General features: G+C 65.3%; 14 protein-coding genes and 1 pseudogene. 3 read left to right on the plus strand and 12 right to left on the minus strand.

The features are described 5' to 3' along the window. Positions 1–20: 20 nt before the first annotated feature. From ACIBJH_RS15480 to ACIBJH_RS15495, 4 genes are all read right to left on the minus strand, one after another. Positions 21–566, minus strand: coding sequence for a hypothetical protein (locus ACIBJH_RS15480; protein ID WP_399117333.1), 546 nt, complete (start codon positions 564–566; stop codon positions 21–23). Continuing rightward, a complete protein-coding gene (locus ACIBJH_RS15485) occupies positions 563–2,866 on the minus strand; it encodes a hypothetical protein (protein WP_399117334.1) in 2,304 nt (767 codons plus the stop codon). Before ACIBJH_RS15485 ends, ACIBJH_RS15480 begins: the two co-directional genes overlap by 4 nt. A gap of 11 nt (positions 2,867–2,877) precedes the next feature. Next, a complete protein-coding gene (locus ACIBJH_RS15490) occupies positions 2,878–3,351 on the minus strand; it encodes a hypothetical protein (RefSeq protein ID WP_399117335.1) in 474 nt (157 codons plus the stop codon). Between the two features lie 266 nt (positions 3,352–3,617). Then, a complete protein-coding gene (locus ACIBJH_RS15495) occupies positions 3,618–3,971 on the minus strand; it encodes a DUF4333 domain-containing protein (RefSeq protein ID WP_399117336.1) in 354 nt (117 codons plus the stop codon). 369 nt (positions 3,972–4,340) lie between these two features. Between ACIBJH_RS15495 and ACIBJH_RS15500 the strand changes: the two genes are divergently transcribed. Genes ACIBJH_RS15500 through ACIBJH_RS15510 form a run of 3 tightly spaced genes read left to right on the plus strand, consistent with a single transcriptional unit; the run spans position 4,341 to position 6,553 of the window. Continuing rightward, complete coding sequence (locus ACIBJH_RS15500) at positions 4,341–4,646, plus strand: hypothetical protein (RefSeq protein ID WP_399117337.1); 306 nt, start codon at positions 4,341–4,343, stop codon at positions 4,644–4,646. Positions 4,647–4,686: 40 nt separating this feature from the next. After that, positions 4,687–5,982: a putative T7SS-secreted protein gene (locus ACIBJH_RS15505; RefSeq protein WP_399117338.1), complete on the plus strand. Its 1,296-nt coding sequence runs from the start codon at positions 4,687–4,689 to the stop codon at positions 5,980–5,982. A gap of 55 nt (positions 5,983–6,037) precedes the next feature. Further along, positions 6,038–6,553 (plus strand): hypothetical protein, encoded by a 516-nt coding sequence (locus ACIBJH_RS15510; RefSeq protein ID WP_399117339.1) that lies wholly within the window; start codon positions 6,038–6,040, stop codon positions 6,551–6,553. 11 nt (positions 6,554–6,564) lie between these two features. Here ACIBJH_RS15510 and ACIBJH_RS15515 read toward each other — a convergent pair whose 3' ends face one another. The 8 genes and pseudogenes from ACIBJH_RS15515 to ACIBJH_RS15550 form a co-directional block, all read right to left on the minus strand. Next, the gene (locus tag ACIBJH_RS15515) at positions 6,565–7,227 is read right to left on the minus strand and encodes a hypothetical protein (RefSeq protein WP_399117340.1); all 663 of its coding nucleotides are present in this window, start codon (positions 7,225–7,227) and stop codon (positions 6,565–6,567) included. A gap of 117 nt (positions 7,228–7,344) precedes the next feature. Continuing rightward, positions 7,345–8,016, minus strand: coding sequence for a hypothetical protein (locus tag ACIBJH_RS15520; RefSeq protein WP_399117341.1), 672 nt, complete (start codon positions 8,014–8,016; stop codon positions 7,345–7,347). A 224-nt stretch (positions 8,017–8,240) separates the two neighbouring features. Continuing rightward, the gene (locus tag ACIBJH_RS15525; RefSeq protein ID WP_399117342.1) at positions 8,241–8,906 is read right to left on the minus strand and encodes a hypothetical protein; all 666 of its coding nucleotides are present in this window, start codon (positions 8,904–8,906) and stop codon (positions 8,241–8,243) included. A 676-nt stretch (positions 8,907–9,582) separates the two neighbouring features. Then, positions 9,583–10,212: a hypothetical protein gene (locus ACIBJH_RS15530; protein WP_399117343.1), complete on the minus strand. Its 630-nt coding sequence runs from the start codon at positions 10,210–10,212 to the stop codon at positions 9,583–9,585. A gap of 3 nt (positions 10,213–10,215) precedes the next feature. Continuing rightward, positions 10,216–12,531 carry a hypothetical protein gene (locus tag ACIBJH_RS15535; RefSeq protein ID WP_399117344.1) on the minus strand — a complete coding sequence of 772 codons (2,316 nt, stop codon included), beginning with the start codon at positions 12,529–12,531 and terminating at the stop codon, positions 10,216–10,218. Positions 12,532–12,629: 98 nt separating this feature from the next. Then, on the minus strand, positions 12,630–13,151 hold the full coding sequence (locus tag ACIBJH_RS15540; protein ID WP_399117345.1) for a hypothetical protein: 522 nt from the start codon (positions 13,149–13,151) through the stop codon (positions 12,630–12,632). A gap of 132 nt (positions 13,152–13,283) precedes the next feature. Beyond that, entirely contained in the window at positions 13,284–13,448 is a 165-nt protein-coding gene (locus ACIBJH_RS15545) for a hypothetical protein (protein ID WP_399117346.1), read from the minus strand. A gap of 247 nt (positions 13,449–13,695) precedes the next feature. Next, positions 13,696–14,090, minus strand: a pseudogene (locus ACIBJH_RS15550) (hypothetical protein). Positions 14,091–14,465: the final 375 nt, after the last annotated feature.

Below are 14,465 nucleotides of genomic sequence, written 5' to 3' on the forward strand. Positions count from 1 at the left end.
TGTCGGACCCCGACACCCGCTCAGGGGGTCTTCTTGCAGGGCCCCTCTTTCTTGACCCTCGCCGTGTAGTCGGTGATCAGGCTCTTCATGGCCGACTCGTTCGGACGTGCGGGCTTCAAGACGTTGACGAGGGTGCTGATGTCTTCCTCCTCGACGCCTGCTCCACGGCACTTGAGCAGTGACACAGCGGCGTGGTCGACGTACGCGATGCTGGTGCCTTCCGTGAACTTCGGCTGTGTGACGCGGAGTTGGGTGTACAGAATGTGCCGCGCCGAGTCACCGGCGACGATGCGCTCCCTGCTCAATGCCAGCACCATGACGTCGTCGACGTCGACCGTGCAGAGCAGCGCACCGTCGGTCGACCCCTCCGCCTGAGTGCTGAGCGTTTTGCCGGAGGCGGGCAGAAGCCGGGACAGCGCGTCGACCGGCACGGACACCCCGCACAGGGCCTTGGGCACCGTGAACTCCCGACTCGGCTTGTCCGCCGAGCAGCCGGCCGTGGCGACGGCGGCGACGCCGGCGACGACTGTGGAGACACCCCGCAGGATGTATGTCTTGTGCCTCACTTCGCGTCACTCTCCGAGTTCCACTGAGCACCGTCCGAGTGGCTGACACCTGCGGCCGTGCGAACGGCACGCCTCAGATCGTCGGCCGTGGCGGAGTTGATGTGCTGGTTGTTCACCAACGCGTTGTCGAGCGCGGCTTGGGCCGAATCGATGGCCGCTTCACGACCGGCGGTGTATTTCTTCCCCGCCTCTTGTTCCGCTTCGCTCGCCGTGTCCTTCTCGATGCTCTTCATGATGGACTCCTGGATGTCCTCGGAGGCCCATTCGAGAGGGGCGCCGGCAATGGGAATGCGTTCACCGACCTTCTCGATCCCCATGCCCAGAATGCGGTTCACCCATTTCTGCTTGTCGGCGGCCGCTTCGTTGAACTCCGCGTCCGACGCGGCGTGATACTCGTAGACCGCGTTGGCCCTGGAGTCGCTCATGATGCCCGCGATCGCCGAACCGGGCGCGACCACATCGCCCAGGCGTCCGTCCAGCGAGGCCGTCGAGTCGCTGCCGCCGTTGACGACGTGGTCCACGACCTCGGCGGTGTACGCCTGCTGCGCGCTCGTGATCGCCGCGTAGGCATCCGGATCCTCCCCCACGGCGCTCAGGAACCGAGCGGCGTGACCGCTGTCCAGGCCGGCGGCGGCACCGAACGTCGGGAACAGGTCGCTGTTGGGGTCCTCCTTGTACATGGCCCGCTGGAAATCGCCCATGTACTCGGCGGTGATGTCTCCGAGGCTGTCGCGCGTTCCGTACAGGGGACCCGATTCCAGGTCGTCCAGGTCGCCGTTCTCGTTGTGCCGAAGAAGTTCCGGATTCTCACCGAACTTGTCGACGATCTCACTGACCAGATGCGCCCGGGCTTCCGTGTGCTTGATGGCGTCACCGGAATCGTCGTCGTACGGCCGCCCGGTCGTCGCCGACTCAAGTGCGTGCCCGAGCGCTTGGGGTCCGAAGGTCAGCGCGTTCTTCGTCTTGTCCTCGTCGGCGAGGATGTTCGTGTCGTTGGTGTCGACCGTCCAGTCGAATTTCTCGTCCGTGAACAGATCGAGATACGAAGTGAACCCCGGGCTGCCGGCCTTCACCGTGCCGTCCTCGTTGTACGCGGTCGGCGGCTCGGTGAAGAACTTCTCCGAGGCCTCAGGACTGTGCCCGAGTGCCTCCAGCACGCTGTTGAGCGGGTCGTTGCCCGACCCCAACTTGCCCGAGGGATTGAAGCCGTAGACGTCCTCCTGGCCCGGGGCCTTGTTGTTGAGGAAGAAGTACGGGTCCTTCTTGTGCAGTTGGGTGACGTGCTCGGCGATCGGGTCGAGGAAACGTGGGTCGTAGTTGCCGTAGCGCAGCAGGCCGCCGAGGACCTGATAGCCGTAGGGCTTGTTCCACTGCCCTTGCTCCCAGCCGATCTGCTGGGTGCCCAGACGACGGAAATCGGCTCCCCAGCTCGCGGGCAGATGATGCCGCGTGTCCGGGTCCGTGGCGTTGGCCAGCGCGAACCCCATGTTCTGCTGAAGGTCCTTCATGGCGTTCAGCCGGAGCTTGCTCGCGTCGGGGCTCGTCCCGTCGATGGACATCTCGGCGTAGAACTCAAGGGTTTTCTCCGGCCCGCCCAGCCCTTGGTAGAACTCGGTCGCGAACTCACCGTCCTTCTCCCGGCCGTTGAAGAGCATCAGCCGGTTGAACTCCTGCAGTTCCGCATCGCTCATCTTGTCGCCCTTGCGGGCGAGTTCAAGGGCGCGTTCGGCCTGGGCGTCGTTCAGGGACTCGTATGTGCTGTGCCCCGCGTTGTGGGCGTCGTCGCCGTGGCTCTTGCGAAGCGCCCGGGCGACCGACGCGTCGACCTCCGCGGCATGGGAGAGGAGCCCGTTGATCCGGTTCTCCAACTCCCGCTTGGCGTCGAGCTGTTCCTGGGTGCGCTCGTCGGTGTCGCCGCGGACGTGGGGGAAGATGCAGATGACCTTTCCGTCCCCGATGTCGGTGACGCGTACGCCGAGAGCGCTCGCGTCCTTCCCCGCGGCGTCCTTGACCTGCTTCTGGAGCTGGACGAGTTCCGGATGCCCGTCGGCGAGCACCTGGTAGATGCTGTTGGCCTCGGCGTGGAGATCCGAGACCTCCTTCGCGGTCTTCGCGATGAAGCCGCGGGTCACTGTCGCGTTGACACCGGCCCACTGCGCGGAGTCCGACTTCGCCTGCATGCCCTTGCCGGCGTTCTCCGCCGCCGTCTTGAGACTGTCGACGGTCTTCTTCCAGTCCGATACGGCGGTGCCGAGCTTGTCGAGATCGACCTCGACGAGGTCCGTGAAGGTGAGAGCCACAGTTGGTTCCCCTACTTGAAGTACTCGTTGAGTTTCGACACCGATACGGCCGAGCCGTCGCTGGCACGCAGGACGGTCCCGATCTCCGCGTCGTCCTCGGCGTGACGCTTCTTGCTGTAGTCGAGGTGGTCGGAGATGTGCGCACAGGCCTGCAGCACGGACTTGACCTGGGATGTCCACACCTCGACGGTCGTCTCCAGGGCGCTGCCCGTCTCGAAGCCGCGTGACTTCAGCGCGCCGGCGGCCTGCGCGGTCGAGCCGGCGCCGTCCTTGCCGGCGCCTGCGGCGGCGATGTCCGCTCCGGAGCGGATGGCGTCGTAGAGGATGCGCGCCTCATGTCCTACGGCACCCAGGTCGTCCTGGTGCACGACGAGGTCCCCGGAGCCCCCGCCTCCGCCGTCCGGTGCCAACTGATTGAGACGCATATGGGTCGACTGCCGCTCAGCCGCCTGGGACTTGAGCTGCTCCCATTCCTCCCACGCCATGCGTGGACCCCTTCCCCGTGTGCTCTGCCGCAGGTGCCACCGCTCGGCGAACGTGGCCGCCTCCGGACGGTCGCGCGGTCAAGTTAGCAACCAGGTCCGGGCAAAGTCCGGGTCATATCCGTATTGACTTGATTGTCCCCGCGTGAAATTTCGAAGGAGATGCCCTGGTCGGCCCCGGCGGGACCTGGCGTCGAGCCGACGTAGGCCGAGGTGCGGATCTCGGCCCGGGCGGACCGCCGACTTGGGACTTGGCGGGGTCGCTTGGATCAGCTCGCGGCAGGGGACGGTGTGGCGTCGGCCTTGATGTCGAAGTTGATGTCGTCCCCGTCGACGGAGGACACCGTGACGGTGACGCCCAAGGTGCTGCCGTCGCTCGCCGTGAGCTTGCACCGGGTGGTCGTCCCGACCTTGCCGGTGAGGTCCTCCGGGCAGGTGATGTCCGGCTTCGGTTGGCCCGTTGTGGCGGCGAGCTTCTCGGAGACCGTGGTGGCCAGTTTCTCCGCGGACAGTTTCGGCGTGGACTTCCCGACGCTGACCGATGCGGAGCAGCCGACGAGCAGTGTGCCGACGGCGACGGCCGGGAGGATCGACGCTGCTGCGGACAACCGAGTTGCGGGCATGGGGGACTCCGGAGTGAGGGCGTGGCAGGGAAGTCACGAAGAATACTTGGCAATTGCGTCGGGTCCGTCGGAGGAGCCGTCCGGGCTGAGCCGAGGCCGTCGACGCTTCCCCAACCGGGCGCCGTGGGCACGCTCTCTCGTTGCGCCCAAGGTATAACGAGCCCTGGGCAAACAGTGCAAACAATGCCTTTTCCATTACGGGAGCGCGATTCGAGTTGCATGTGCATCGCGATGGTGAATGTCTGGTGGAGGTCATTGGGGCGCTGGGGGACCGGCCGGGATGTCGAGGGTGATCTTGGTGATAACGTGCTTGCGCTCGGCGTGAGTTGCGTGTGTGAACAGGTGTGGCAGGAAAAGGGGTGATCCGCTGTGGCCGGCGATCTCGGAGTAGGTCCAGGGGTCCTCAAGAAGGGTGGGGCGGACATCCTGGAGTGCCTCGACCCGGTCAAGAAGGTGGATCTGAGTGACCCCGCCGGGCTGGCTACCTCCATCGGGGACGACGACACCGCCGCGGCATTGGTGACGTTCTGCGCCACGTGGGAGTCGGGCGCGGAGTTCCTCGCCGACTGTGCCGCGACCTTGGCCGCGGGGCTGAACAAGGCCAACGGCGATTACGAGGACACGGACGAGGCCATCCGCGACGCGGTGAACTCCGTCAGGACGGCACTGAAGTAGACACCCACGCCCAGGGGTCAGGAACGGGGAATCCGCAGACATGGCAGCTTCACTCGGGTCGACGAGTGACCCGAAGGAACTCGTCCCGGGAGACACCGGAAAGCTCGGTGACCTGGAGAGCGCGCTCACCAAATGGTCGACCGAGTTCGAGGGAATCGGCGACGGTCTGCGCGACCTGCGCGTCAAAGGCTGGGTGGGCAAGGCCAGCGACGCCTTCTGGCCCACCTTGGGCAAGGAGAAGACCAACTGGTACTTCGCCGGCGACGCAATGTCCGGTGCCTCCAAGGCGGTTCACTCGTATGCCTCCACACTGCACTGGGCACAGGGCCAGGCCGCGATCGCGATCGACAAATGGCAGGCCGGGGACCACGACGGCGCGGAGCATGTACTGAGCGCCGCGCGCACACAGCTCAAGCCCGAGGCCGAGAAGCTGGCCAAGAAGCTCAACGACCTTGCGGGGAGCGCCTCAGACAGTCCGGACTGGCTTGTGGCGATCAGAAGCGGGCTGGACGCGAAGAAGTGGGCTGAGGACCACGGAGTCGGCAAGAGTGCCATCGCGCCGGAGGCATGGGCCAAGGAGAAGCAGGAGTGGTTCGGCACCGAGGAGAACCCGCGCCACCGGGAAAAGGCATGGGGCAAGGACGAGGAAGGCAACTGGTTCTTCCGCGACAAGCCGACGGAGTCGGAGGACGACGCCGACGCGATCGCCGGCAAGAAGGTCGAATGGAGCGTCAAACTCGCCGAGTGGTCGGGGGACGCCAGTGCCTGGTCGGCCGATGCCTCCAAAGAGGGCAAGGTGGCCGGGGTCGGCCTCAAGGGCGCGCTGGGCGTTTCACTGCTGGGCGTGGACGGCTCCGTCGGCGCGAGCGTCGCGAACGGGCAGTTCCAGGCCGGGGCTTCGGGGACCGCGTATCTCGGACAGGCCTCCGCGACCGGCAGCGCGCAGTACGGCATCCTCGGGGCGCAGGGCGAGGCGAAAGCCTTCGCGGGCGCCGATGCCTCGGCGAAGGTCTCGGTCGGCAAGGACGGACTGCACGGCGGCGCGGAGGCGTTCGCCGGGGCCAAGGCCGCGGGGTCCTTCTCCGCGGACGTCGCCGGTGTGGGCGCCGGTGTGAACGGCGAGGCCTGGGCGGGAGCCGGCGCTGAAGCCAAGGCCGATCTGGGCAGAACGGACGGCAAGTTCACCATCGGCGGAGAGGTCGGCCTGGGTCTGGGCCTCGGCGGCAAGGTCGGATTCAGCGTCAACGTCGACGCCGGAAAGCTGGGCGACGCGCTCGGCGACGGTGCCGACGCCGTCGGTGACGCCTGGGACAGCACAGTCGGCAGCTGGCTCTAGCCCGAGTCGAAGTCCGAGTCGACATGTCGAAGTTCACCGAAGGTTGGGATCCACCATGGCGGCCACGTTGCCGGTCAAGATTTCCTTCTCACTGCCGGACGGCTGGCAGGCGGCACCCCCGGAGGAGGTGGGAACTCCGAACGTGGCTTTCGTGGCGCTGCACCCCGCCTCCATCGACAACGGCTTCACCGCGAACATCACCATCTCCGGCGAGATGCGCAACGACAGCGCCACCATGTCGCAGATCGCCGACGAGGCGGTGCCGAGGCTGGAGCAGGCCGGGACGGTACGCGTCCTCAAGAAGGCCGAGATCGGCACACCGGATATTCCGGGCCTGACGGACTCTCCCGGAATCGTTCAGAACCTCGTCCTCTCCACCACCCTGCGGGGGGAGCCCGTAGACCTGTGTCAGAGTCAGGTGTACCTAGGAATGGAGGACGTCAGGAATCCGGCGCAGCGCGCCGTGATCGAAATCGTCCTCACGGCGAAGCCGAATCAACTCGACGAGCTCATCGGCGACTACAAGGAATTCCTCAGGACGGTGGAGCCGGCGGGGGAGACGCCCGCCTAGGACCGGACCGGTCAGGCGGTGGCCCACACCTGCGCGGGAATCCGGTCGAGCACATCGCACAGATAGTCCAGCCGCTCTTCGATGTCCTGCGGGGACAGCGTGCCCGTGTGCCACGTGAACAGTTCGTCGTCGCGCAGCCGAAGCGGGGACTTCTCGGCGCGGGAGTCCGAGAGCAGGAAGGCCGGCATGGGATCGCTCAGGATGCTGCGGGCGAAATCCTCGTCATCGGTGACAACCCGAAATTTTTCGTCGAATTCCGGTACCCCGAGCAGCATTCTGGGGCGACGGCCGAGCACCGCATCCAGTTTGCTCGGTCGACCGATCTGCAGGAACGGTCCGGAACCGGGCGCAGAGACCAGGAAAATCGACTCGATCGTCAGCTTCTTGGACTCCCCGACACCGCTGCTGCCCGACAGGGGATTGGAGTAGCGGTACTCGAAGCACGTGAACGAACGGCCGCGGAACTCACCGGTGATGTAGTGCCAGGCGCTCAGGTTCGATCCGCTGCCGGGCATGGGCCCCACCCCGCAGTACTCGGTGGCCCGCCCTCGCGCACGCTGTTCGTACGTCCACCCGCGCTCCGCGGCGACCCGCGAGAGGTCCGCCCACCCCTGCCTGATCCGCCTGTCCTCCTTGCCGCTGCGCACGAACGCCCTGATGACGAGGGCGAACATCCCCACCACGAAAGCGAAGAGGCACACCTTCAGCAGAATCCCTACCACCGTCTCCATGCCTCCAGATTATTGCGGACGCCGAGTGGGGCCGTGAGTTGGCCCCATGGGACTCCCAGGTCAACCTTGTGTACCGCTGGGCACATTGGCCGGCAGACCGGACGCCTGTGTCGGAATCTCGGATGGGAGCGCCGCCTGCGAAGCGCAGTCGAGCTGCTTCGCCATGGCTCCCGAGAGGGAGTTGAGTACGGTCATCAAGTCTCGGCCGGTTGCCTTCGTGGGAATCTGCCCCGGCGCACTCGTGAGACTTGCTCGGATGTAAGGAGTGGTACTGCTTGCTTTCGTGGGATCCTGGGTCGGGCAGGTGAAGTAGAGCAGGGCGCTGCCGGTGCCGCCGGTCTGGGCATAGGAGCCGATGGGGTAGAAGGTATTTTCGGAATCCCCACCCGACCCTGAAGTCTCCGTTTTCGGGACGTACTTGGATGCCGAGAAATCGATACTGATCAGTGGATGGCCGCTCTTGTCTCCAGCCTTGAAGACGACGCATTGACTGCGCTGTGTCTGGTCCTTGTGGACCGTGCTCGCGGCGTTTTCCAAGGAGAACTTGTTCGACTGTCCGGAGTCGTCGCTACCGGGTAGCTCTGTGAACTTGCTTGTGTCACCGATGCGTTGTAGAGACTTGGCTGCCGAGGCGTCGAAAGCGGAAGCACAGACCTGGGAAGCGGTCAGGTCGGTCTCATCAGTGCTTTTGTCTCCCGCGCCACAGGCGGAGGCCCCGAAGACCAGCGCCATGGCACCCAGCACTGAACGCCGTACGGTACGTGCGCTCGTCCTGCGTCGCAGCGGTTCGGGTGTCTGTTGTCGTCGCACAGGTCAGTCCTTGTATGGAGTTCGGCCACGGTACACGCACTTGCGTGGCCGTCCCTTGGGTAGAAAGCCAGGTACACCTCGAAAACCCACCAGTGACGGTGTCGGAACGCGTGTACGCAGAACAGGGCTAAGACGTTCCTTCGGACTCAGCTGCCGTTGGCCTCCGGTACCTGTGCTGGCAGCGCGGCGACGGAAGCGCAGCCGGCGGCCTTGGCGACCGCCCTGGCCATCGAATTCAGCACCACCATGCGGTCTTTGTTCACGCTGTTGCCATGCAGGTTGTCGGCTATCGCGGACATTTCTGCTTTTACGTAGTCGGTATCGCCGACCGATGCGCCGCTGGTGGTCGCCTTGGTAGGACAGTGGAAGAAGAGATCCGCCCCGTTGCTGCCGGCCAGTGCGTAGACGCCCAAGGGATATGAGACCCGGTCGCTGCTGGACTCCGCCGCAACAGCCGAGGGGTGAGTGCTCGATGCCGAAAAGCGGACCTCCAGAAGGGGTTGGCCGCTGTTGTCACCGGGCTTGTACAGTCTGCACGCGCTCCGTCTGAGGTACTCGTCGTGCAGATGCTTGACGGCTCTGGTCGAGGAGAAGGTGTTGGGTTCGCCTGCCTCATTGGTCCCAGTGAGTTCGTCGAACCGATCCGAACCGGCCAGCCGGCGCAGCGCGGCCGAGGCGGCCGGGTCCAGGGTTCCGTCGCACACCTTCGCTGACGATGTACCGGTGTCCTGCCCCGCCGTACCGCTGTCGTCGGCGTTGTTGCTGCAACCGCTGACGAATACGGCCGCCACGGTGATGGCGAGCGCGTTCATTCGTGCGGCCTGCCCTGTAATTCGACGCATTCCCTGTCCCTTCTTCAACCCGTTGCTGAGCGTCGGCCGTGTCCTCTGCCTGCGGGTTGCTCTTCTTCCGAGTCTTCGCCGTACGTCGTCTCCGCCTGCTGAACACGGGAGTCGCCGAGGATGACTCCCGCTTCGTCACCGACCGCCATGACATCGCGGGCGTGCCTCATATGGGCTTGCCCGGAATGTCGTCGACTTCAGGCGCCGGAAACGTGCGGCGCCTGACGGTGCGAGCTCTGGCGTATGCGAGAACGGCGCTACGGATCTTCGCCGAACACTCGGCGAAGGCGCACCGGCGCTCGACGCAGAGCACTCCGTAACTTCCAAGGCAGGCAAGGACCTCAGTCCACACAGGCGTCGGCTTTCGCAACGGCGGCTGCGTACTCCCCGACGAACCGCCGCAGGTCCGACGCGGCCGAGGCATCGGTGGCCCGGGCCGTGACCCACAGCGAACTGTCCGCCGCCCCGGAAGCCGGGCGCCCCACTTTGGCGACGGCGCCGGTCTTCGAAGATCACCTGCCCGTCGTCCGCGCTCGCGTCAGTGGGCTCGATCCCGATCGCCGACATTGCCACATCCCCGGCGGACGCGCCGCCCGCCCGCTGATCTTCTTCCCGGGCGGCCGTTGTGGTCTGGTTCGGGAATCCTTTATGAACTCTCGCCGAGTTTGTCCGGTGTAACGCATTTCGCCTTACTGTGGGCGTATTGGGCGGCATTCCTGGCAAGGGTGATGAGTCCGGCGCGCAGAGTCGAGTCGCCGGCATCGCCCTTTTTCTTCAAGTTGACGACCACGCTGAGGTGACGGTCGGCACCGTGTGATGTGCAGGGCAGGTAGACCGCCGCGACCTTTGACGAGGCAAGTGCCTTGTCTCCGGCGGTGAACGGTGTCAGTGACGACACGGAGTCGTACTGCCCCAGTACTTCATCGGCCCATGCCTCCGTCGTGTCGTACTCCAGCAACTCGGCCCCCGTCCAGGCGAGTTGCTCATCGCCCCCGTCCACGGTGCAGTCCGTCTGGTACGTGTCGTCGGTGGCGTCGAGGCGGAGGTCGGTCAGGCTGTTGTCGAACGAGTACGACGACTTCTCGGGCAGAACCCGCTTCAGGGCGGCGGCACTTGTGGACGCGGATCCCAGGGTCGCGCACACATCCGATGCCTTGATGCCGCCCACCTTCTCCTCGAAGGGCGGCAGCTTGACCACGTAGGCGATGCCCCCGAGGAGAGCCAGTGAGACGAACACCGCGCAGGCGAGGAGGGTCTTTGAACGAGTGAGTTTCACTTTTCAGTCTTCCGTGTCGAGTTGCCGAGGGATTCCCTCTCCGTCGAGATATTGGTGGACCTTCCGGCCTGCCGAGTCGAATCCGTCTTCCGCGGAGGTCGCGACGGACGCCTCGATCAGGGGATACCGGTGACCGGTATTCTCGCCCGCCTTCCTGGCCGCCGCTTCGACCAACTTGTATGTCGAGTCGGAGGTGTCCTGGAAGCTCGCACCGTTGCGGTAGATCACTTCTCCCGAACTGTCCTTCATGGCTCCCTCGGTGATGGAGCTGATGATCTCGTCGGCGGCCGTCCCCGCCAGATCGCCGACGATGGCGCCCCCAGGACCAGTGAGCGGCTCCGTGGCCATGCCGACGCCGATACCGATGGCGGTTCCGCCCCACGTGCTCGCGTTCTCCAGAGCGGCGTTGTATTCGGCGTCCTTGGCGCCACCCTCCAACTCGCCCGCATAGGCGCGTCCGGCGCCGAGAATGCCCTCGATCTGGCCCGCGGTGCGGGCCGCACCGTCGATCCCCTGCTTGAGGTTCTCGCTCTGGCTGAATGACGGATCCTGGACGTAGGCGTCCGGATGCTCGAAGTGATGCTGCATCAACTGGGTCGTATAGCTGTGCTGGCCCAGATTCACGGCGGCGTATCCCTCGGGATTCTGGCCGACCGTGTAGAGGAACCTCGTCAGATCCCGCTCGTCGGATGCGGCCGCGGTTCCCGTGATGGGGAAGAGCGCCGTCTCGTGGTCCTGTCCCGCGTGCAACTGGCGATTGATGTCAGGCATGTACTCCGCGGCGATCTGCCCCATGCTGTCCGACATATAGTTGTTCTTGCTCAGGCGGGACGGGTCCTCGGAGACCGACTGGACGATGTGCTCCATCAGCTTTGCCTGTTCGGCATTGTGGACCGGAGTGTCCGCCGTGGGCATTTCACCCGCCGGATGCCCGGTGGTGGCCGCTTCCAGCGCGAGGGCGAGATTGTTCTGGCCGGTGTGGATGTCGTCGCCCTGGAGGTCCACCTCCTGGGGCCAGTCGCGTTCCTCGAACAGGTACTGGAAGTTGGACAGCGTGACCTTGCCCTTGTAGTCGTTCTCGTCGTCCGAGTCGCGCTCGAAGGGATTGTCCGGGTTGTCCTTCGAGACGTACTCCTGGTTGAAGAACGAGGTAGCCGCGTCAGGGCTGTTGGACAGGCCCTTGAGGTAACCGGTGAGCGGGTCGGAGCCGCTGTCGTCGCCGATGCGGTTCAGCCATGGGTCTCCGCCCATGAGCTGCCAGAACCCGTTGCGGTGCGCGCTGTTGCCGGTGAGCTTGCGTTCGGTCTCCATGAGCTTGGTGCCGTAGTCCTGGAGGAACCGGTCGTCGTAGTCGCCGGCCCGCATCAGGTTGCTCATGACCTGGAAACCCATGGGGCCGCCACGGTCGCCGTGCAGCGGCTTGTCACCGATGTCGATCATCGTGCGCTTCCAGTCGGCCATCGCCGCCGAATCGCTCTGCGACGCGTGCGCCAGCGTCATGCTCAAGCTGCGCTGCAGATCGTCGAACTGGTCGAGCCGCTCGTGCCCCAGTTCGTAGTTCCCCCGGTTGGCGTCCGTGATCCCGGTCCAGAATTCCAGGGTCTTCTGCGGCCCGAGCCGCGTGGCGAACCGCTCCGCGAAGAGCTCGTCCCCGCCGTACCTCTTGAGCCCGGCGTTGAGCCGGTCGAAGTCCTGGACCGTCAGATCGTCGGGGTTCTTCTTCGCGAGCTCGGCCAGCCCGTCGGCTTCCTTCAAGGCCGCCGCGGCATCGTCGCGGTTGGCGTAGTTGGCGTCCGTGAAGCCCAACTCGCTCTGATCCGCGATGGCTTGGAGGACAGACTTGGCCGTCTGGTCGCTCTCGGTCGCCTTGTTCGGAATCCCCTGGATCAGATCCCGGAGCGCGGTGATCTCGGTCGCGTTGACCTTGTCCCCCTGGGCACGGCCCTCGGGGGGAACATTCGTGGTGACCGTGAAACCGCCGTCGTAGCCGATGACCGTGAGGTTCTTCTTCCGGCCGCCTTCAATGGCGTCGACCAACTGCCCGTGGTAGGCCTTGAGTTCGTCCCGGGTGTCGCTGAGGATCTTGTGAATCGAATTGGCCTGCGTGTGGGCGTCGGTGAATTCACCAGCGGTCTTCCCGATGAACTCCTTGGACACCTTCGCGTTCATACCGGCCCAGTCGGCCTTGTTGGCGGCCCGGTGAAGGTCGTCCTCGGCGTCCTTCTTGAGTTCCTCAAGGTGCCCGACGAGCGTCGACCAGTCGGATACGGCGTCGTCGAGCAGCGTGAAATTCGCGTCGCGGAGAGCGTCGAGTTGCATGGGGATGTGTCCTTGGAGAGGGCGGCAGAACAGACGAAGAAGGGGGAGTGAATGCGAGACCGGCGATGTGGCCGGACCGCTGTCCGCCCCGGCGCTCGCTACTTCTTCTCGTCCTTCCTGCCCTTGTCTCCGGAATGGACGGGATTCTTCTCGCCCGGCACGCCGACCCGTTCGTCGAAGCCGGCGTCCAGTGTGTCGATGCTGCTCATCTGCCGCTGGATATAGCCCTCGTCGCCGGCGTGCAGCTTTGTCGTGGTGTGCATGTGGTTGGAGATCTGGGCGCACGCGTCCATCAGGGACTTGAGCTGCTCCTCCCAGCGGGTCGACACATGCTGGAGCCCGGCGCCGAGTGCGAACCCCTGCTTCGAGAGGTCGCCGGCCGCGGAGTCGCTGCTGGGTACGGCGACGCGGGCCTTGTCCCAGAGCTGGTTGTAGAGGGAGTTCGCGGCGTTGCCGATCTTCGCCAGGTCTTTCTGTCCGACCCGAAGATCGCCGTACTCCTTCGGCAGGACATAGGGTCCGTACGTCCCGCCGCCACCGTCGACGTGGTTCAACTGCATGGCAGGCGACTGCCGATCGGCGGCCTGATCCTTGAGCTGCTCCCACTCTTCCCACGCCATGGACAGACCCTTCCCCCGTGCGCTCGACTCCGATCTCCGGTCAAGCTGGCAATCCGTTCCGGGTAAAGTCCTGGTCAGGTCCGAAATGTGGCGATTGGTGGCGTGTGAAGTTTCAGGGAGGACGCCGTCGGCTCAGATGAGTTTCTTCAAGTCGCCCAAGGGTGCGGGGAGTTTGCTCTCCCGGAGGCAGTTCATCTGCTGGGCGAGTCTCACGGCGGCGCCGTAGCCGACGCGGGTCAGGTCTTCAGGGGCCCGGGCGTCGTGATTCCGGTTGAGTCTGTACGTTCCGATGACCACGGAGAGCACGGTGTTCTTCGCGCGTCCGGGACCGACGGGGCAGCGGAGTCGAGGCGCGAGGTGTCGGACGCGGCGCTCGCGCAGGGTGCACTCCCGTCTTTGATGCCGTCACCCGCGAGGTGAAAACGTGACGACGAAGGTACCGCCGCCGGTGTCCACCACGGGCAGGTACTTCTTGGTGCAGCGGTCGATGGCGTCGTTCAACTGTGTGCGGTGACCTATGAGTTCATCTTGAGAGTCGCTCGGGTCAGCCGCCCTTCCGCTCGTCGAAGCCCTTGTCGAGCGTGGCGATGCTGCTGAGCGTGCCCGCGATGTACGCCTCGTCGCCCGCGTGCGCGCACCCTTGGTGTAGTCGAGGTGGTTGGAGATGTGGGCCGTCGCATCGAGGAGCGACTGGACCTGGTCCACCCAGTGCTCGGCGATGTGGTCCAGCGCCGAACTGATCTCGTAGCCCTCGCTCTTGAGGCCGTCGCCGGCCTTGATGGAACTCGTACGGGCGAGGTCGCTCTGGCTGACCCGCAGGTCACCCTGCGGATTGCCGCCGCCGGGATCGGCGGGGACCGAGTTGAGTTGCATGTGCGTGGAGCTCTGTCGGCGCGCCGGCGCGTCGCCTTTGAGCTGCTCCCATTCGTCCCGGCCCACCGTTGGTCACCTTCCCCCGTGCGCTGCCTCCGACGTACCGGTCGGCAGGCGATGCTGTCTCCTGCTTGACGATGAGTTGGTCAAGTGAACAACCCGTGCCGAGGAAAATTGGAGTCGCGTCCGATGCGCGGTGATTGTCGATCGTGAAGGTTCGAGCGGGTGCTGAGCCTGTGGTTGGTCGACGGGTCCTGGCCGCGCCGAGCTTGCTCGCCGGAAGACAGCGGTGGCCGAAACCCGGCGCTGTCGGCGCATGACTCGACCGGGCACCCCCTGTCGACACCGATGCGCCCCGAGTGGCGCGTGGGAGCCGTTGCGATCCGGAGTGACCGGTCGCGTGTGGGAATTCCATGAAGATCGCAACGGGAGCCCGGCCGA

Origin of the sequence: Streptomyces sp. NPDC050548 (genome assembly GCF_044457385.1) — a bacterium.
Classification (GTDB): Bacteria; Actinomycetota; Actinomycetes; order Streptomycetales; family Streptomycetaceae; genus Streptomyces.